Here is a 20478-nt window from a genome sequence, read left to right as displayed (position 1 = left end):
GCTCCCTACACCCCCCCCAAACCAAAAATTTTCGTGTCGACCCACAAAGGGCGGCCCTAAATTTCCTTTTTGGGGGGGGGGGGGTTGGGCGCGGGGGCCCCCACCGCTACCGGCGCGCTGGCGCTGAATGACGGTTGGGCGGAATTGAAACGTATGTGGGTGGTGCCGCAGGCCAGAGGGCGGGGGTTGTCCAAGGCTCTTCTTGTCGCGTTGGAAACCAGAGCGCGCGACGCTGGCATCACCTGGCTGCGACTCGAGACCGGCATAGCCAATCACGAAGCTCTTGGCCTTTACGAGCGCAGCGGGTTCGTTCGCATCGGGCCATTCGGCGATTATCGTCCCGATCCGCTCAGTGTCTTCATGGAGAAACGGCTGAGCTGAGGCTTGCTCGCAGAGCATCGCAAGAAACCGGGCCGGTCCAACGTGCCGGCCCGGCGGCCCACCGCCTAACCCTTATGGTGCACTTCCTGTAGTCCGTAGACCTTTGTCGGAATACCCGCGTGCCGGGCTTTCAGTTGCAGCGACAGGAACTGCGAATAGTGGCGTGACTGGTGCAGGTTACCGCCATGGAACCACAATGCTTCTTGCTGCGTCGGCTTCCACATGTTGCGCTGTTCACCCTCCCAGGGACCGGGATCCTTGGTGGTGTCGGAGCCGAGACCCCAGCATTTGCCAACCTTGTCGGCGACCTCCTGGCTGATGAGTTCGGCTGCCCAGCCATTCATCGAGCCGTAGCCGGTGGCATAGACGATGACGTCCGCGGGCAATTCCGTCCCGTCCTCGAGCAGAACGGAATGTTCCTTGATTTCCTTGACCTGACCGCGCTGCAGCTTGATCTCGCCGTCAATGATCAATTGCGAAGCGCCGATGTCGATATAGTAGCCCGAGCCGCGACGCAGATATTTCATGAACAGGCCGGAGCCATCATCCCCCCAATCCAGCATGAAGCCGGCCTTTTCCAACCCTTCATAGAATTTCGCATCGCGCTCTTTCATCTGCTGATAGAGGGGGATCTGGAACTCGTGCAGGATCTTGTACGGCACGGAGGCGAAGATCAGATCAGCCTTGGCGGTGGTGACGCCGTTCTGAACCGCCTGTTCCGAATAAAGTGGCCCCAGCCCGATCTCCATCAGCGTGTCCGACTTGACTATGTGCGTGGTCGAGCGCTGCACCATGGTGACGTCGACACCGTTCTCCCAGAGAGCGGCACAGATGTCATGGGCGGAGTTGTTAGAACCGATGACGACCGCCTTCTTGCCCGCGTATCTGTCCGGTCCCGGATGTTTCGAAGAATGGTGCTGGTCGCCCTTGAAAGTCTCCATGCCCTTGTATTTCGGCAGATTGGGCCGACCCGACATGCCGGTGGCCAGCACCAGTTGCTTGGGCCTCAGCACGATATCCTGGCCATCCCGCCGAACGGTGACTGTCCATTCTTTCTTCCTGTCATCGTAGGAAGCACTCTTGGCCTCGGTCGAAGGCCAATAGTTCAGTTCCATCACCTTCGTGTACATTTCCAGCCAGTCGCCGATCTTGTCCTTGGGCGAGAAGATCGGCCAGTTCTTCGGGAAGTCGATATAGGGCAGGTGGTCGTACCAGACCGGGTCGTGCAGGCAGAGCGACTTGTAGCGCTTACGCCAGGAGTCACCCGGCCGCTCATTGCGCTCGACGATGATTGTCGGTACGCCGAGCTGCCTGAGCCGCGCACCGAGCGCGATGCCGCCTTGACCACCACCGATGATGAGCGTGTGTGGTTGCGTCGTGAAGCCGAGCTCGGCTTGCTCCTTTTCGCGTTCTTCTTTCCAGCTTAGCCGGTTCTTGCCCTGGCCATGCTTGGCACCGAGCGGGCGCGTGAAGCCCGCCTTCTCTTCGTGCCCCTTCAACTCGGCCATGGTGGTGAGAAGTGTCCAGATCTTGCCATCCTTCACGCGGATCTGGCCGTAGCCGCGTGCTGCCTCGGTCTCGAAAGTGATCCAGCCCTCCAGCAGCCCGTCGCTTTCCGTGGCGTCTTCTCCCTCGGCAATTGCGAAATTCACCGGCTTGATGGTGGCCAGCTGACTCTTCAGCATGGCGCGGATCTGATCATGCCCCTCCATCGTCTTGATGTTCCAGGTGAAGGCAACAAGGTCGCGCCAATAGCTGTCGTCCTGGAAGAACGAGACTGTCCTATCGATGTCGCCGGCGGCGAGGGCGGCGCCGAAATCGGCGAGCAGTTTGGAAAGCTTTGCGTTGGGCGCCTTATCGAGCATGCGGATTCCTCCCTTGGAAACATGATGGTCGTTGCGGCTTAGCCGATCCTCCCGGCGGTCATGGAAAGTATCGGCAGAGACAGCCGCTTTCGTCACGCCCCACCATAGTTTGTCGTGATTTCAATGGGTTAAGTTCTTTTCCAAGTGCCGGAAGCTGTGCTCGCGGGAACGTGATCGTGGCTGCCGCAATGGCGTCCTGCTGCTTTGAAATCGTCTGCGCAGCGATATCTCGATCCGCGTTGAGGGATGGCCGCCGGTCGCGTTCCGCAGAAGGGCATGGGCATTGGAGTAAGTGTCGTGAATGCGAAAAAGATATCGGTAACAGGCCGCCGCCTGAAGGCGGCATCGTTGGCTTTCATTCTTGCTTTCAGCGGAACGACGAGCGTTCCGCTGGTCGCGCCGGCAGTGCAGGCGGCGCATGCCGCCACCGTGTCGATGGCGGTGCGGGAACGGCTGACCAGATATGGCGTGTGGCAAATCTCACAGCGGTACGGCGAAGTCTGGGTGCCGTCCGTCAACACCTCATGGCGGCCGTATACGGTTGGTCGCTGGGTGTGGACCGATGATGGTTGGTACTGGGAGTCCAGCGAGCCGTTTGGTGCCGTCGTCTTCCATTATGGGCGCTGGGCCTATGACAATGAGCTGGGCTGGGTCTGGCTCGCCGGCGATGAATGGGCACCGGCTTGGGTCGTCTGGCGCCAAAGCCATGACTATGTCGGATGGGTGCCTGCACCGCCACCCGAAGAACGTGTGGTGTTCCGCGACGCATGGTGGTCTTTCGTGCCGGTGGTGGCAATCGGCGCCGCCGAAGTCCTGCCGACTCTGCGCCCGGTAGAAGACAATGTGACGATCGTGCGCAACACCACGATCATCGACCAGCGCGTGGTGGTGAAGAACATCTACAACAATTACAGCCAGCCGACCGTACGAATGGAAAACCGGGTCATCCCGATCAATGCCGGACCGATACTGACGCAGTTGCCTCAGCCTGTGGCTGCTAGGGTTCGGGCGGCCAACATCGTGCCGCCGGCAAAGGGCTCGTTGGCGCCGGCCAAACTCGATGTCTCGAAAGCCCACGAGGTCAAGCTTCGGGCTGCGTCGCTGCAACTGGGGCAGCCAGTTCCTTCGCCTAAATCTCAAAGCGGAGCCGGTTCGGTGCCTACGACTTCGATTGATACAACGGCGGCCAAACCCAAAAATATGGTTGCCACCAAGCCATCGGCCGCTTCCCAGCCGCGGCAATCGCCGAAACCGGCGGCGGTGGAAGGAGGGGTGCGGCAGCCACACAAAAAGCCGTCGCCACCTGCAGCCGGCAAGAGTGGTCCTGGGGTTGCGGCCGATCTCGGCCAGAATAGGAGTATGCCGCGATCAATTCATGCGAACAACAAACCGCTGAAGGTCGTGTCGCCAACGGCAGCTGCGCAGCGTCACCGCGTCAACACGCCAGTCGTGCAAGGCGGTGATCATCAGCAACGCGCCGCGATTGCGCGGCCGACGCGTCAAACGGCGCATATGAATACCTCCCATCGGCCGCAGGCTACACCGCATAAGCCTGCACCGACCGCGCATAAGCCAGTGAAGTGCGATCCGCACGATTCCCGCTGCAAAGTGCGAGGCTGACGAGACCGCCAAGCAGGCTACCGCCCAAGCCTTCCGCCGCAATCGGTTAAAACGGTTGCGGCCGTGTCATCCGGCGCGGAGGGCGGATATCCAGCGATCCTCAAAAATCAGGCGATATCCTGGTTGACAGCGCTTCGTGCTTGCACCTATTGTCCGCCACGATGAACAAGACGGTACTCATTCTCGTAGGAAGGCGCGTGGGCAAGGCGGTGTGACCGCCGGGCGAAGTCCTCCCATGCGCAAGACACAGGCTCCCTCGGGGGCCTTTTTTATTATCCAAAAACATGACAAGACGACCAGCAAGAGCTTGAAAAAGCAGGAAAACGACGGAACCCGACCCATGAGCAACGGACAAAGCGAGCGGCGTGAAATGACAGGCGCCGAAATGGTTGTGCAGGCGCTGATCGACAACGGCGTCAAGCATCTCTTCGGCTATCCGGGTGGCGCGGTCCTTCCGATCTATGACGAGTTGTTCCAGCAGGACGCGATTCAGCACATCCTGGTGCGCCACGAGCAGGGCGCTGGCCATGCTGCGGAAGGCTATGCCCGCTCGACCGGCAAGGCCGGTGTCATGCTGGTCACCTCCGGTCCGGGTGCAACCAACGCGGTGACACCTTTGCAGGACGCGCTGATGGATTCCATCCCGCTGGTCTGCCTGACCGGACAGGTGCCAACCTCGTTGATCGGTTCCGACGCCTTCCAGGAATGCGATACGGTGGGCATCACAAGGCCTTGCACCAAGCACAACTGGCTGGTGAAGGACGTCAACGAGCTCTCCGCCATCATCCATGAGGCCTTCCACGTTGCCACCACGGGGCGGCCCGGACCGGTGGTCGTCGACATCCCGAAGGACGTGCAGTTCGCCAAAGGCATCTATACGCCGCCGCAGACGGCGCCGCGTACCTCCTATCAGCCAAAGGTGCAGGGGGATCTCGAGAAGGTAAAGGCGGCGGTCGAAATGCTGGCCGGTGCCAAGAAGCCGATCATCTATAGCGGCGGCGGTGTCGTCAATTCCGGCCCTGAAGCCAGTCACCTGCTGCGCGAGCTGGTTGACCTCACCGGTTTTCCGATCACCTCGACCTTGATGGGACTTGGCGCCTATCCGGCGTCAGGCAAGAACTGGTTGGGCATGCTCGGCATGCACGGTACCTACGAAGCCAACATGGCCATGCATGATTGCGATGTCATGCTGTGCGTGGGCGCGCGCTTCGACGATCGAATTACCGGGCGCCTCAATGCATTCTCGCCGAACTCCAAGAAGATCCACATTGATATCGACCCATCTTCGATCAACAAGAATGTGCGTGCCGATATCGGCATTCTGGGCGATGTCGGCCACGTGCTGGAGGACCTGGTTCGGCTGTGGCGCGCCACTGCCAAGGCCGACAAAAAGGCGCTTTACCCCTGGTGGGAGCAGATTGCTCGCTGGCGCGCTCGCGATTCGCTCGCTTATAAACCGAGCAACGACGTGATCATGCCGCAATATGCGATCGAGCGGCTCTATGAACTGACCAAGGACCGCGACACCTACATCACCACCGAAGTCGGCCAGCACCAGATGTGGGCGGCTCAGCATTTCCATTTCGACAAGCCGAACCATTGGATGACTTCGGGCGGCCTCGGCACGATGGGCTACGGCCTGCCGGCAGCGCTTGGCGTGCAGATCGCGCATCCGGAAGCGCTGGTCATCGACATCGCCGGCGATGCTTCGGTGCAGATGACGATCCAGGAGATGAGCGCGGCTGTCCAGTATGAAGCGCCGATCAAGATCTTCATCCTGAACAACCAGTATATGGGCATGGTGCGCCAATGGCAGCAATTGCTGCACGGCAACCGGCTGTCGCATTCCTACACCGAGGCGATGCCCGACTTCGTCAAGCTGGCTGAAGCTTATGGCGGTCATGGCATCCGTTGCGAGAAGCCCGACGAATTGGATGATGCGATCAAGGAGATGATCTCAGTCAAGAAGCCGGTGCTGTTCGACTGCCGGGTCGCCAACCTCGCAAACTGCTTCCCGATGATCCCGTCGGGCAAGGCGCACAACGAGATGCTGCTGCCGGACGAGGCCACCGACGAAGCGGTCGCCAACGCCATCGACGCCAAGGGCAGGGAACTGGTGTAGCGGAGCGTGGCTTTGCCACGCCCGGTATAATCAACGAGTTAGCGTAGATTCCTTAGATCGAGATTCATCTTATGAACGCACAGCACCTTCAACCTACCGGCTCCGCCTATTTCATCGCCAAAGAGACGGAGAAGCCGGAAAACCACACTTTGTCGGTGCTGGTCGATAACGAGCCGGGCGTGCTTGCGCGGGTCATCGGCCTGTTCTCAGGGCGCGGCTACAACATCGAAAGCCTGACCGTCTCGGAGACCGAACACGAAAAGCATCTGTCACGCATCACGATCGTGACGCGCGGCACGCCGCATGTCCTGGAGCAGATCAAGCACCAGCTCGAGCGCATCGTGCCGGTGCATCGCGTCGTCGACCTGACAGTGCGCTCGACCGAACTCGGACAGGAGCGGCCGCTCGAGCGGGAGCTTGCACTGGTCAAGGTGGCTGGAACTGGCGATAGCCGTGTCGAAGCGCTGAGACTGGCGGATGCGTTCCGCGCCAGCGTGATCGATGCCAACACCGAACATTTCATCTTCGAGATCACGGGCAAAGGCTCGAAGATCGACCAGTTCATCGCCATCATGCGTCCGCTCGGCCTGGTCGAGATCTGCCGCACCGGCGTGGCGGCGATGAACCGTGGCCCCCAGGGGATGTGAGGCGTCATTCCGTCGGCATTGTCACCGAGACAACAATTTTCGTGACTTGGACCGGTAGACAGGTCAACTAGCCTGACCTGTCTACCGGCGCTTTATTCTCCATGTCCTTCGATGCATTTCTTGCCCTTGTCGTCTACGCCTTCGTAACCTCGGTCACACCGGGACCGAACAATTTCATGCTTCTGGCTTCCGGCGTTAATTTCGGTTTTGCGCGCAGCATTCCGCACATGGTCGGCATCAGTGTCGGGTTCTTCATATTGGCGCTCGCCGTCGGTCTTGGGCTGGGAGCGGTGCTGACTGCATTTCCGGCACTGCATACGGCGCTGAAGATCGTCGGTGGCGCATATCTGCTTTACCTTGCCTGGAAAATCGCGATGTCTCGCTCGATGGGAAGTGGCGGCGAGCAAAAAGCGCGTCCGATGACACTCCTCGAAGCGGCCGCCTTTCAGTGGGTCAATCCCAAGGCCTGGGTGATGGCGATCACCGCCATGGCGGTCTACACCAACCCCGATCGGCCTTTTCTGTCCGTGGCCGTGATTGCGATGACTTTCGCCATCGTGAACCTGCCTACCATTTCGGGATGGGCCGGCTTCGGCGTGGCGTTGCGTGGCTTCCTGTCCGATCCCGTCAAACTGAAATGGTTCAACATCGCCATGGGCTTGGCGCTTGCCGCAACGCTCTGGCCGATGTTGCGCTAGCGCATGACCCCGAAAATCGGGATCGATTTTCGGAAAGGCAGGGTGACATGCGTCACCCGTCATATGCCAAATTGAAGTGTTTGAGCGACCTTCGCGCGTCCGAAAGGACGCGCGGCGCTCCAGGGCGCCGATCACGCCCCCGTGATTTTGTGCGGTGCATTAAATCTTTGTAATGAAGGCGTTTTGACCATTTTCGGTCGCGAAGTTGCGCTATCTTAGCCTGGGATTCATCGCGCACGACCTCATTCGATGAGGTGAATACGGATGCGCCGAGACCGGCAGGCACGGTCCTGACCTTACATCGAGAGGGCGCATTGACGGTTCGTAACAAAGCATTGATCGGACTTATCGGCGGCATCGTCGTTGTCGCCGCCGGCGCCTTTTTGTGGCCCACGGGCGCCTCGAAGGTCTGGCAGATGCTGCCGTTCGGTGAAAAGGAAGTCGCAGCCAAGGCCGCGGCCGGCGGAAATAACGGTGAAAATCGCGCGCAAGGTGGTGGCCGCAGCGCCGTCACTGTCGCGACCGCAACGGCGAAGACCACCGATTTCCCGATCCAGCGCTACGCCATAGGTTTCCTGGCGTCGCCGGCAGTGGCCAACATCAATGCGCGTGTCGCCAGTCAGGTCATGACCATCGCCGTGGAGGATGGCCAGATGGTCAAGCAAGGCGATGTCTTGATCACGCTCGACGACCGCGCTCTGAAAGCACAGGTCGAAAAGGACAAGGCGACGCTGGCCAAGGATCAGGCGCTGGCAGCCAGTGCCGCCGCTGATCTGGAGCGGGCCAAGAGCCTGCTTGCCAGGCAAACCGGCACGCAGCAGGCCTATGACCAGGCTTTAGCGGCGCAGAAAGCCGCGCAGGCGACGGTGGCAGCCGATCAGGCGGCTCTGGATGCCGATCTCGTGCAACTGGGCTACACCACGATCACTGCGCCGATTTCCGGCCGGCTCGGTGCTGTCAGTGTCAGCGTCGGCGATCTCGTTACCGCCGGCGGTGCCAGCGGTACGGGGGCAACGCCTTTGGTGACGATCACGGAGATGGATCCCTTGCGCGTTGCCTTCAACCTGCCTGAGGCGGATCTTGCCCTGTTGCAGCAGGCGACGGCCAAGCCAGGTTCGGTGTCGGTAACGCTGCACAAGGACGGCAGCCCTGAACCGATCGGCTCGGGCACGGTGGATTTCGTGAATTCCACCGTGGATACCGCGTCGGGGACCATCACGGCACGCGCAACCGTGCCCAATGCCGACCTGAAGCTTTGGCCAGGTCAATATGTGAATGTGACGGTCAATGCGGGTACGATGCCGCAGGTTGTCACCGTGCCGACACAGGCCGTGCAGCCGAGCCAGCAGGGCTCCTTTGTCTATGTCGTCAAGGCCGACAAAACGGTCGAAGCGCGGCCGATCAAGGTGGCGATCAGCCATGAGAACGAGAGTGCGATCGCGAGCGGGTTGAAGGACGGCGAGAAAGTGGTGGTGGATGGCCAGCTGAGCCTGAAGCCGGGCTCCGCCGTGCGCGAGGTCGATGGCGGCGGCAGTGGTGGGGCGAGCGAGAGCACGGCCCCGAAAGCGGCCGACAAGGCAAACGGAAACGAAACGGCGGGCTGACCGACGATGATCTCCGAATTCTGCATCCGCAGGCCCGTTGCGACACTGCTGATGTCGATCGCGCTCATTCTGAGTGGGCTGTTCGCCTACAAGTTCCTGCCGGTCGCAGCGCTTCCGAGCGCCGAGTTCCCAACCGTAAATGTTTCGGCATCGCTGCCGGGTGCATCGCCCAATGCGATGATGACGTCGGTGGCGGTTCCGCTGATCAAGCAGATCGCCACCATCGCCGGCGTCGATTCGATCTCGACCACCAATTCGCTGGGTTCCACCTCGATCGCCGTACAGTTCGCCCTGAACCGGGACATAGATGCCGCCGCCGCCGATGTGCAGGCGGCGATCGCGCGAACGCAGCGGCAGTTGCCGCCGGAAATGACGTCGCCGCCGAGCTACAGGAAGGTCAATCCGGCCGATGCGCCGATCCTGCTGATGGCGCTGACCAGTGACACGGTGCCTCTGACCGACCTCGACGCCATTGCCCAGAACGTCATTTCGCCTTCGCTTTCGACCATCGACGGCGTTGCCCAGGTCATGGTCTGGGGATCCAAGAAATATGCCGTGCGCATCCAGATCGATCCGACGGCGCTGGCCGCGCGCGGCATTTCCATCGACCAGTTGCAGGCGGCGGTGCAGTCGGCCAACAGCAACGCGCCGGTCGGTGTGCTGCAGAACAGCCAGCAGCAACTGACCATCACCACCAACACGCAGCTGCAGGACGCGGCCGCCTTTTCCAAGATCATCATCGCCACCAAGAACGGCAATCCCGTCCGTCTCGGCGACGTCACGCGTGTCATCGATTCCGTCCAGAGCACGACCTCGGCCTCCTGGTTCGACAAGACACGCGGCATCATCCTGGCCGTGCAGCGCCAGCCCGACGCCAACACCGTCGAGGTGGTCGACCGGGTCAAGGCGATGCTGCCGTCCTTCGAAGACCAGATGCCGGCAGCCGCGTCGATCCAGCTGATGAACGATCGCTCGACTTCGATCATCGCGGCTGTCGATGACGTGCAGTTCACACTGCTGCTAACGATCGCTCTGGTCGTGTTGGTGATCTTCGTCTTCCTACGTCGTGTGACGGCGACGATCATCCCGGCCGTTGCGGTGCCGATTTCGCTCATTGCCACGCTCGGCGTGATGTTCCTGCTCGGCTTCTCCATCGACAACATCTCGCTGATGGGATTGACCCTCGCGGTTGGTCTGGTCGTCGACGACGCGATCGTGATGCTGGAGAACATCTACCGGCATATGGAGGAAGATGGCCTGCCAGCCTACCAGGCGGCCCTCAAGGGCGCGCGCGAGATCGGCTTCACCATTCTGTCGATGTCCATTTCGCTGGTGGCGGTGTTCATTCCGGTGCTTTTGATGGGCGGCGTCATCGGCCGCATCTTCAACGAATTTGCGGTCGTGGTGACGGTGGCCATCCTGGCTTCGATGTTCGTGTCGCTGACGTTGACGCCGATGCTCTCGGCGCATCTGTTGACCTTGCCGAAGGGCCGTAAGCCGGAGGGCCAGGGCGGGACACACCAGCATGGCTGGCTGACGCGTGCTTATGACCGGATTTTGACCTGGTGCCTGGCGCATCACGTGGTCGTATTCCTGGTCTTCGTCGGTACCGCCGTCTTGTCAGTCTGGCTCTTCACCGTATCGCCCAAAGGGTTCCTGCCGCAGGAGGACATTGGCCAGATCTCCGTATCGACCCGCGCGCGCCAGGACATCTCCTTCGACGCCATGGTGAAGCTGCAGGCACAGGTCGCCGAGGTCTTCGAGAAATCGCCTTATGTCGCGCATGTCTCTTCGACGGTTGGCGGCGGTTTCGGCTCCGGCGGGCTCAACCAAGGCTCGCTGTTCGTGGAGCTGAAGCCGAAAAGCGAACGCCCCGAAATGGTGGATGTGATGGCAAGCCTCAGGCGTCCGCTGGCGGACGTTCCCGGTATCAGTACCTTCATGCAGCCGGTACAGAACCTGCGGCTTGGGTCACGTTCGTCGGCCAGCGCCTATCAACTGGTCGTCCAGGGTCTGAAGACAGACGAGACCAATGACTGGGCGCAGAAGCTGACGGAGGCCATGCAGGCCGATCACTTGATGTTTGCCGACGTCAACAACGACCTTCAAAACACGGCGCTGCAGGCGTCGCTGATCGTGGACCGCGACAAGGCGGCTACGCTGGGCATCGATACCAATACATTGCTCAACAGCCTTTACGGCGGCTTCGGGACCGATCAGGTAACCACCATCTTCGGTGCGGCCGACAGCTATCAGGTCATCACCGAACTCGACCCGAAGATCGACTGGTCGCCCGAGCGCATGCTGTCGATTCAGTTCCGCACGTCGAGCGGCTCTCTGGTGCCGCTTGGCGCCTTCGCGCGTGTTGATCGCACCGCGGGACCGTTGACCATCAACCAGCTCGGCCAGCTGCCGGCTGTGACGATCTCCTACAATCTCCCGCAAGGCGTGTCGCTTGGCGATACGGTGACCCGCATCGAGGCGCTGAAAGCCGAGATCGGGGTGCCGAAGACGATTGCCACGTCCTTCTCGGGCACTGCCAAGACCTTCCAGGATTCGCTTGCCAACCAGGGCCTGCTGATCGCCGGCGCGATCCTGACCATCTACATCGTTCTTGGCATGCTTTACGAGAGCTTCATCCATCCGCTGACCATTCTGACAAGTCTGCCTTCGGCGTTGCTCGGGGCAGTGCTGTCGTTGCGGCTTGCCGGGATGGATGTCTCGGTCATCGCCGTCATCGGACTTTTGATGCTGATCGGCATCGTCAAGAAGAACGGCATCATGATGATCGACGTGGCATTGGTGCTGCGGCGCGAAGGCCGAAGTGCGCGTGACGCTATTCACAAGGCCAGCGTGATGCGTTTCCGCCCGATCATGATGACGACGCTGGCAGCCGTGATGGGCACGTTGCCGATCGCTATCGGTGAAGGCGCCAGTGCCGAATTGCGGCAACCACTCGGCGTCGCCGTGGTCGGCGGCCTGATGGTGTCGCAGGTACTTACCCTCTTCGTGACGCCCGTGATCTATCTCTACATGGAGTGGCTATCGCAATGGCTGCTGAGCTTTGGTCGAAAGGGCAGGAAGGCTGACCTGCACGTTGTTGAAGGTGTCGCACAACCTTCGCTGTTCGACGAAAGCAATGATCGCAAGGTTGCAGCGGAATAAGTGACGCACTGTTCGCAAAACGTTGAATTGCCGGAGAGGGCGATATGACTTAATCGGCGGCTCTTGGTCCGGCCGAGGGGATGATGCGGCCACCAAGGTAAATCTGGCGGCCTTTGCCGTCAGCGGCTTCACAAACCATTCTCTCAGGGGAAATTTCCATGACCAAAGTGGCCGTACTCGTCGGCAGCCTGCGCAAGGACTCGTTCAATCGCAAGATCGCCAAAGCGCTCGCCGCGCTGACGCCTGGCCTCGAATTCGACTTCGTCGATATCGGTGCCGTTTCTCACTACAATCAGGATCTCGATACCAACCCTCCGGCCGATTGGGTCTCCTTCCGCAAGCACATTGCAGACGCTGATGCCGTGCTGTTCGCTACCGCCGAGTACAACCGCTCGGTGCCGGGTGTCCTGAAGAATGCCATTGATGTCGCTTCGCGCCCATACGGCCAAGGTGCGCTCAACGGCAAGCCGGCAGCGATCATCTCCACCTCGATCGGTGCGATTGGCGGCTTCGGCTCCAACCATCACCTGCGGCAGTCGCTGGCTTTCCTGAACATGCCGGTGATGGGGCAGCCCGAGGCTTATATTGGCGGAGCCGCCGGCCTGTTCGACGAGGCCGGGAACCTGATCAGTCAGGGCACCAAAGATTTCCTCGCCACTTTCGGCAAGGCGTTTGAACAGCACATCGCCCTCCACGCCGAGGATAAGCAAGCCGCTGCTTGAAAAGAGAGGGCCGGACGAAACTCCGGCCCTTTCTCTTTTGGCGTCGGCTGATGGCTTTGCGGGGCTTTTCGCTTCCTGATCGAACAGGGAACCGATGGTTTCGCCAGCGCAAGCCGGTGAAGCAAAGGGGCTGGAATTCCTCGATTTGCTTCGCTTGGCTTGTCACCGTTGATGTGCTTGTTCTCTTTACGTTCCTTTTTGCGTCGGATATCTTGGTCACTGGTGGAGGCATCTGTTCTGCCAACCAACAGTATTGTGTTTTCCGTTCGAATCCGGTCTCACCTTCGTCATGGAACTTTCACCCCAACAGGATGAGGCGCTGAAGGCGGTCGCGCGCTGGCTGAAAGTCGGCAACCCGCAAGTGTTTCGTCTGTTCGGTTATGCGGGCACCGGCAAGACGACGTTGGCGCGGTATTTTGCGGAGCATGTCGACGGCCAGGTGCAGTTCGCGGCCTTCACAGGCAAGGCGGCCCAGGTGCTGCGTTCGAAGGGGGCGGTAAACGCCCGTACCATCCACTCGCTGATCTACCGGCCACGCGGCGAAGAAGCCATCGAGGACGAGACCACCGGCAAGACCTCGATCAACCCGACTTTTTCGCTCAATCGGCAAAGTCCGATTGCCAAGGCAGCACTTGTCATCATCGACGAGTGCTCAATGGTGGACGAACAGCTCGGCCGCGACCTGCTGTCCTTCGGCACGCCGGTGCTGGTACTGGGCGACCCGGCGCAGTTGCCGCCGATCTCCGGCGGCGGTTTCTTCACCGAACATGAGCCGGATTACCTTCTCACCGAAATCCATCGTCAGGCGCGCGACAATCCGATCATCCGTCTTGCGCTCGACGTTCGGGAGGGACGCGAGTTCATGCGCGGCGACTATGGCACTGCGCAGGTCATAGGCCGCGAGGAGGTCAATCAGGATCTGGTGCTGAAAGCCGATCAGGTTCTTGTCGGCCGCAACCAGACCAGGCGGCGTTACAACCAGCGCCTGCGCGAGCTGAAGGGGTTCACCGCAGACTATCCGCAGGCCGGCGACAAGCTGGTCTGCTTGCGCAACGATCCCGCCAAGGGCCTGCTCAACGGCTCGCTATGGAAGGTGATGACTTCCTCACGCGAGACGGTAAAGCCGGGCATCAACTTGCTGGTCTCGCCGGAAGAGGACGACCCCGACCGCGGCGTTGCCAAGATCAAATTGCTCAAAGCCGCGTTCGAAAGTCCTGAAGAGGAAATCCCGTGGCAGCAGAAGAAGCGCTTCGACGATTTCGATTACGGTTATGCCTTGACGGTTCACAAGGCGCAGGGCTCGCAGTGGAACGAGGTCGTTCTGTTCGACGAGAGTTTTGCTTTCAAAGACACGCGCCAGCGTTGGCTTTACACCGCGATCACCCGCGCCGCCGAGCGGCTGACGGTGGTGCGGTAATCGCATCGTACCTCAACGGCCTGACGACACGGGAATATCGCGGCTGTTCGCATGTCAGGATCGATCTCGACATCGAGTATCGATATTTCCCTATAAACTGTGTATGTCTGCAACCGTGCCTTATCTACTCATAATGGGGTACAGGCGTAGCGCCTCAGTTGCTGTCAGCGGGTCTCTTTTGAGGGGAAGAGCATGCTTGGTCAGTGCCGGAATCAAACGTCGCGGTGTTTGGAGGAGGATGCCGAAGCATCTTCCAAGCCCACGAACCGATCCAGCCGTTCCAAAAACCTGAAAGCAGCGTTGCTGGCGGGCGTATTTGCCATGACCTTGTTTTCCCAGGCGCGCGCGCAGACAGTCTGGTTGGGCTCCAATTCGCCGAATTGGTTCGAGGGCGGCAATTGGAGCACCGGTGTCGTGCCCGCCGCTACAGACAATGTGATGATCGATCTGTCCAATCCAGGTGCCCGGATTGCAGGTGCCACTGCATTGGCTGGCACCGTTCACGTCGGCGGAACTGGTCTGCTCGAGATTGGGAGTGGCGGTCTCCTGGCGAGCGGATCCGGCCGGATCGGAGGAACGCCGGGTTCTTCCGGAACTATCGATGTGAGCGGTGGATCGACCTGGACGGTGTCGGCCGTTGACGACATCGAGATCGGTGTTTCTGGCACCGGTACGCTCTTCATAACAGGTGGCAGCAAGGTTGGCGGTGGCCTCATCGGTCGCGTCGCTAAGGATGTCGACTCGAAGGGGGCGGTTCTGGTCAGCGGTGCCGGTTCGCTCTGGGACATGGATTTGATTGCCGTCGGTGATGAGGGCACCGGCACCATGGTCGTCGCGGATGGCGGTAAGGTGACGAGCGAGTTCGCGTCGATCGGTGACAGCGGAGCAGGCAAGGGATACACGGTCGTGCGCGGTGCTGGCTCGACATGGACGAATGTCGGACCCGACACTTCGCTTTATGTGGGGTACCAAGCCGAAGGTACTTTGATTGTTTCAGAGGGCGGCGCCTTGATTTCCGGGGGCGATGTCGCGATCGGCAATGCGGTGAGTGCGATAGGCACGGCAAACGTGACCGGCGCTGGTTCGACATGGACATTGGCGGCGACCGACGAGCTCGAAATCGGCGCGTCTGGTAACGGCTCGCTGTTCGTTGTGGATGGCGGCAAGGTTAGCGGCGGCTTTCTCGGGCGCATCGCCAAGCATGCGGGATCCACGGGTACGGTCCTCGTCAGCGGCACGGGCTCGCTCTGGGACACGGACCTGATTGCCGTAGGCGACGAAGGAACAGGCACCATGTCCATCTGGAATGGCGGCACGGTGAACAGTGAATTTGCTTCGATCGGTGATAGCGGAGCAGGCGAGGGCCTTGTAACCGTGCGTGGTGCCACCTCGACATGGACGAATATCGGCACCGGCATTTCGCTTTATGTGGGCTACGAGGCCGATGGCGCGATGGTTATTGCGGACGGTGGCACCATTATCTCCGGGGGAGATGCAGTGATCGGCAATGCAGCGGGTGCTACAGGCAAGGCATTGGTGTCCGGCGCAGGTTCGAGGTGGACACTGGCGGCGATCGACGAACTCGAAATCGGCACGTCTGGCAGCGGTTCGCTGATTGTCGCTGATGGCGGCAAGGTCGAGGGCGGCTTCCTTGGCCGTATCGCCAGGAATGCAGGATCGGTTGGCTCGGTTCTGGTCAGCGGCGCGGGCTCTCTCTGGGATATGGATGTGATCGCCGTAGGTGACGAAGGAACAGGCACCATGACCGTCGAGGATGGCGGCAAGGTGAACAGTAAATTCGCTTCGATCGGCGACAGCGGGGCGGGCGAGGGACTTGTGACCGTGCGCGGTGCTGGCTCGATATGGACCAACGTCGATGCCGGCATTTCACTTTATGTGGGCTACGAGGCTAATGGCACGCTGGCCGTTGGAGATGGCGGCGCACTGGTTACCGGCGGCAATGTCGTGATCGGCAACGCTGCAAGCGCAGTCGGCAAGGTCTCCGTGATCGGTACAGGTTCGACCTGGATGATGGCGGCGGTCGACGATCTCGATATCGGCACGTCCGGTACCGGTTCGCTCGTCGTCGGTGATGGCGGCAAAGTTGCAGGCGGTTCAATCGGACGCATTGCGAGAAATGCCGGCTCGACAGGTTCGTTGTTGGTGAGCGGCAGCGGCTCGCTCTGGGATATGGACCTGATCGCCATCGGTGATGAAGGCACCGGCGCCATGATTGTCGAGAATGGCGGCACGGTGGTCAGTGAATTTGCCTCGATCGGCGACAGTGGGCGAGGCAAGGGGTTGGCGATCGTGCGCGGCGCCGGCTCGACCTGGTCCAACAGCGATGAGACCGGGCCGATTTATGTCGGCTACGAGGCTGACGGCACATTGATGCTTGCCGACGGCGGTCGTTTTGTTGCAGCCGACGGCGCTGGTGCAATCGAGGTCGCCGTCAGGGCTTCAGCGAGGGGGGCGGTTGATATTGGTGGAACCCTCGGCGAAGCGGCGGTCGCGCCTGGAATACTTGATGTTCGCACCGTTGTATTCGGTGTTGGCACGGGCACTCTCAATTTCAATCATACCGCAACAGATTATGTCTTCGCGCCCACGTTGATTGGGCACGGCAACGTCAATGTCTTTTCAGGCACCACCGTTCTGACAGGAGAATCAAACGGTTTCCTGGGGACGACTTCGGTAAATGGTGCGAAGCTTGTGGTAAACGGCCAGCTTGGGGGGACGCTCGCCGTTCATACGAACGGCTGGCTTGCCGGTTCAGGTACGGTTGGGACGACCACTCTCGAGCCCGGAGCCACGATCGCCCCCGGCAATTCGATTGGCACACTGTCGGTGGCCGGCGACATCAGTTTTGCAGCCGGCTCAACTTATCAGCTTGAGGCCGGCGCGCATGGGCGCAGTGATCTGATTGAGGCGAGTGGCGAGGCAATATTGAGCGGTGGAACGGTGGCGGTTGTACCCCTCGCTGGATTCAGTAGGGATTTCCGTTACAAAATCCTGAGTGCCAAGGGTGGCGTCTTCGGCACATTCGATCGTCCAGGACCAGTAAAATCCGCCTTTCTCACGCCGTTGTTGAGTTATGATACCAACAACGTGTTTCTGGCGATAAACCAAACAGCCAGCCTGGATAGTGTAGGCCAAACGCCGAACCAAGTTGCGACAGCGAGAGGTCTCGCTTCTCTGGCAAACGGCAATCCGCTGCTGGAGGCCCTTCTTCAGTTAGATGCACTCGGAGCGCGCGCTGCATTCGACCTGCTTTCGGGTGACGTGCATGCGTCGGCTAAGAGTGCCCTCCTGGAAGACAGCCTGCTTGTCCGCGAAAGCATAGTCAATCGTCTAAGGGATGGGACGATTGATGCTCCGGCCACCCACGCCATGGGCACCAACTCGGCCGGCACGATGCTCGGTGGTCTGGCTTTCTGGAGCAGAGCTGTCGGCTCTTGGGGTGAAATTGAAGGCGACGGCAATGCAGCAACGCTTGATCGCTCGACGGGCGGCTTCCTGGCCGGCGCTGACGCGGCCGTCAGCGATGAATGGCGCCTGGGCATCCTTGGCGGATACAGCCGAACGTCATTCGATGCGGATATGCGTCTGTCCTCGGGCAAGAGTGACAATGCGCATCTGGGTATCTATGGCGGCGTTGTTTCTGGCCAGGTCGCCTTGCGGATGGGCGCGGCCTATTCTTGGCACGATATCGATACTGGGCGCCGCACCGCGTTTGCGGGCTTCGACGATAGGCTTCTAGCAGGCTATCACGCCGGAACGGCCCAGGTGTTCGGCGAACTCGGCTATCAACTGCAGGCTGGGTATCTCGATTTGGAGCCGTTTGCCAACGTTGCTTATGTTAATCTGCATACCGATGCCTTCTCGGAAAGCAACGGGTCTGCGGCGCTGGAAGGTTCAAGTTCGACGACCGACGCGACCCTCACGACCTTTGGTCTGCGGGCAGAGAGAGGTTTCGTCTTTGGCGAAATCACGGCGACAGCGCATGGCTTGATTGGCTGGCGCCACGCCTTTGGCGAGCGTTCACCCAATGCCGACTTCAGCTTCGCCGGCGGTGACGTCTTCACCGTTGCCGGTGTCCCGCTGGCACGCAATGCAGCCGTTCTGGAAGCCGGACTGGACGTGGTGATTTCTCCGAGTGCAGGGCTTGGTTTATCCTACAGCGGGCAATTCGGAGATGGCGTTCGCGATCACGGCATTCGCGCCGACTTTTCCGTGCGTTTTTAGCCGCTCGCATCGCTAAGCACAGGCTCAGAAGCGCCCCTGGAGCCATCCTGCTTCTAATGCGCGTCGCAATCTTTCAGATTCGCTCCTTGAGCAGGTCTTTGATTCTACACATGTCGCTATCTCAAAACCGCTGCACACTTTTACGCGACATGCTTACGGGGCTATTTCAAACAGCAATGCCGTCGCGTCATCGCTGACCTTGAAGCGGGGATATCGCTGTCCGTCGGGATCTTCTTCATGTTCGATCCGACGCAACTCGCTCATCAAATTAGCCAGACCACGTTCGAAAGCGGTCTGGATTAGCCCGGCACTGTCATAACGGCCATATTTGTCGACAAGGGCGGAGAAGCCGTCTGTGCACAGAAGTCCGCGTGTCGGCAGGGCAGGGCTGAGGCGCCAGGTGGCGAGATGTGCGGCTGCCTCGGGCGCGCTACCAAGTGTCCAAACGACGCCACCAGGCTGATTGTGACGTGCCCGCGAGCGGCGCAACGCTTCGCGCACCACAGGCTCTTCGGCGAGCGAGCGCCAGGCGGCCAAGCCTCCGGCCTGCGCTACCGCGCGGCGAGCGCCTTCACTCTCGGCCTTGCTGTAATCGCCGTTGGTTTCGAAGGCCTTGCCGTCCGCATCAACCAGGAACAGCCTGCAGTCGCCAAGGCCATAGACAGCCAGTTCCCGGCCTTCCATGCGCACCAGTTGAAAGCTCGCCGTCGGCAATGCCCAGGCCTCGACCGTCTCGTCGCCAGCCGCTTCAATGATTCGTCGCCGAACTCGGGCGTTCAAATCGCGAACCGTGTCGTCTATCGGGGTCGTTGTGGCGATTTCCGTCTCGAAAACCCGTGCGGCAAAGGCTGCCAACCATGCCGCGTCAGAGGTGGTGTCAAGCACGGGCTTGCCACCCAGTCCAGTGGCGCCATCGACGACGAAGGCGCAAGACGTATTGCCACCGGCAGTATCCTCGTTGCGACGGGCCGCGTTGCCGGGATCGGAAAGCGAATCGAGGATGCGTAGCGTCGGCATGGGAATCCCTGAGATGCCGCCCATGTTGCCCATCCGATCATGACACGCAACCGAAAGCGCGAGGCTGGAACAGCCGAAAAGGATGTTTGTTTCGCTGGCGCTGGGCTATAGCTTCCGCTGCCCGCAACCGCCCAAGGCCGATCATGCCAGCCAAGCTTTCCGTGAACCTCAATGCCATCGCGCTGCTGCGCAATCGCCGCGACCTGCCTTGGCCGAGCGTGACCGGTCTCGGTCGCATCGCGCTTGCAGCGGGTGCGCATGGGCTGACGGTGCATCCGCGGCCGGACGAGCGTCATACCCGCCATTCTGATCTCCCGGAGCTTCGCGCGCTGATCGATGACGAGTTTCCCAAAGCCGAATTCAACATCGAGGGTTATCCGACCGAGGATTTCCTTGAGCTTGTGGAAAAGAACCAGCCCGAACAGGTGACCTTGGTGCCGGATGACCCGGCGCAGGCAACTTCAGATCATGGCTGGAATTTTGTCGAGCAGACTGATTTTCTCGAACCGATCGTGAAACGCCTCAAGAAGGGCGGCTTCCGCGTTTCGCTGTTTTCCGATCCCGATCCCGCCGGCGTGACCGCCGCACGCGATATCGGTGCTGATCGCATCGAACTCTATACCGGGCCTTATGGTGGTTATCATTCCGATTCGGGAAGCGCCGCCAAGGAGTTGGAAAAGCTCGGGAAAACAGCTGACGCTGCGATGGCTGCCGGGCTTCAGGTCAATGCCGGGCATGACCTTGTCGTGTCCAATCTCCCGCCGTTGATAACGCGTATTCCAAGATTGGCGGAAGTCTCTATCGGACATGGCTTGACAGCCGATGCGCTGGAGTATGGCATGGCCGGCACGATAGGGCGGTTCCTGAAGGCGTGCGGGTGGTAAAGACGATCCGTTCGAACCCGCGAATGTCAGGGTAATGACGCCGGGGCACTTGATATTGCATTGCGGTAAGCGTAGAGCACCGCGCGCTTGA

13 protein-coding genes are annotated in these 20478 nt (G+C 60.4%); 11 read left to right on the top strand and 2 right to left on the bottom strand.

All coding sequences use genetic code 11. The features are described 5' to 3' along the window. Nucleotides 1-84 precede the first annotated feature (84 nt). Nucleotides 85-381 (top strand): GNAT family N-acetyltransferase, encoded by a 297-nt coding sequence (locus tag L4923_RS17420; RefSeq protein WP_239367320.1) that lies wholly within the window; start codon nt 85-87, stop codon nt 379-381. Nucleotides 382-446: 65 nt separating this feature from the next. Here L4923_RS17420 and L4923_RS17415 read toward each other — a convergent pair whose 3' ends face one another. Then, nucleotides 447-2246, bottom strand: a complete 1800-nt coding sequence (locus L4923_RS17415; RefSeq protein WP_239367318.1) for an NAD(P)/FAD-dependent oxidoreductase — start codon at nt 2244-2246, stop codon at nt 447-449. A gap of 297 nt (nt 2247-2543) precedes the next feature. Between L4923_RS17415 and L4923_RS17410 the strand changes: the two genes are divergently transcribed. The 9 genes from L4923_RS17410 (at nt 2544) to L4923_RS17370 (ending at nt 18486) form a co-directional block, all read left to right on the top strand. Continuing rightward, nucleotides 2544-3866, top strand: coding sequence for a DUF6600 domain-containing protein (locus L4923_RS17410; RefSeq protein WP_239367316.1), 1323 nt, complete (start codon nt 2544-2546; stop codon nt 3864-3866). A 340-nt stretch (nt 3867-4206) separates the two neighbouring features. Further along, nucleotides 4207-5988, top strand: a complete 1782-nt coding sequence (locus tag L4923_RS17405; RefSeq protein WP_239367314.1) for an acetolactate synthase 3 large subunit — start codon at nt 4207-4209, stop codon at nt 5986-5988. 71 nt (nt 5989-6059) lie between these two features. Beyond that, nucleotides 6060-6635, top strand: a complete 576-nt coding sequence (gene ilvN, locus L4923_RS17400; RefSeq protein WP_129414337.1) for an acetolactate synthase small subunit — start codon at nt 6060-6062, stop codon at nt 6633-6635. A 101-nt stretch (nt 6636-6736) separates the two neighbouring features. Then, entirely contained in the window at nt 6737-7333 is a 597-nt protein-coding gene (locus L4923_RS17395; RefSeq protein ID WP_239367312.1) for a LysE family translocator, read from the top strand. A 314-nt stretch (nt 7334-7647) separates the two neighbouring features. Then, a complete protein-coding gene (locus L4923_RS17390; protein ID WP_239367310.1) occupies nt 7648-8937 on the top strand; it encodes an efflux RND transporter periplasmic adaptor subunit in 1290 nt (429 codons plus the stop codon). A gap of 6 nt (nt 8938-8943) precedes the next feature. Continuing rightward, entirely contained in the window at nt 8944-12102 is a 3159-nt protein-coding gene (locus L4923_RS17385) for an efflux RND transporter permease subunit (protein WP_239367308.1), read from the top strand. Nucleotides 12103-12260: 158 nt separating this feature from the next. Beyond that, nucleotides 12261-12824: an NADPH-dependent FMN reductase gene (locus L4923_RS17380; protein ID WP_239367306.1), complete on the top strand. Its 564-nt coding sequence runs from the start codon at nt 12261-12263 to the stop codon at nt 12822-12824. 289 nt (nt 12825-13113) lie between these two features. Then, the gene (locus L4923_RS17375) at nt 13114-14241 is read left to right on the top strand and encodes an ATP-dependent DNA helicase (RefSeq protein WP_239367304.1); all 1128 of its coding nucleotides are present in this window, start codon (nt 13114-13116) and stop codon (nt 14239-14241) included. A gap of 321 nt (nt 14242-14562) precedes the next feature. Beyond that, nucleotides 14563-18486: an autotransporter domain-containing protein gene (locus L4923_RS17370; protein ID WP_239367302.1), complete on the top strand. Its 3924-nt coding sequence runs from the start codon at nt 14563-14565 to the stop codon at nt 18484-18486. Between the two features lie 153 nt (nt 18487-18639). Here L4923_RS17370 and L4923_RS17365 read toward each other — a convergent pair whose 3' ends face one another. After that, nucleotides 18640-19527, bottom strand: coding sequence for a hypothetical protein (locus L4923_RS17365; RefSeq protein WP_239367300.1), 888 nt, complete (start codon nt 19525-19527; stop codon nt 18640-18642). A gap of 119 nt (nt 19528-19646) precedes the next feature. Between L4923_RS17365 and L4923_RS17360 the strand changes: the two genes are divergently transcribed. Beyond that, on the top strand, nt 19647-20387 hold the full coding sequence (locus tag L4923_RS17360; protein WP_239367298.1) for a pyridoxine 5'-phosphate synthase: 741 nt from the start codon (nt 19647-19649) through the stop codon (nt 20385-20387). Nucleotides 20388-20478: the final 91 nt, after the last annotated feature.

Origin of the sequence: Terribium retamae, from assembly GCF_022347545.1 — a bacterium.
GTDB lineage: Bacteria > Pseudomonadota > Alphaproteobacteria > Rhizobiales > Rhizobiaceae > Mesorhizobium > Mesorhizobium retamae.
The sequence above is the reverse complement of the archived record's forward strand: the minus strand, read 5'-3'. Positions and strand labels throughout refer to the sequence as shown.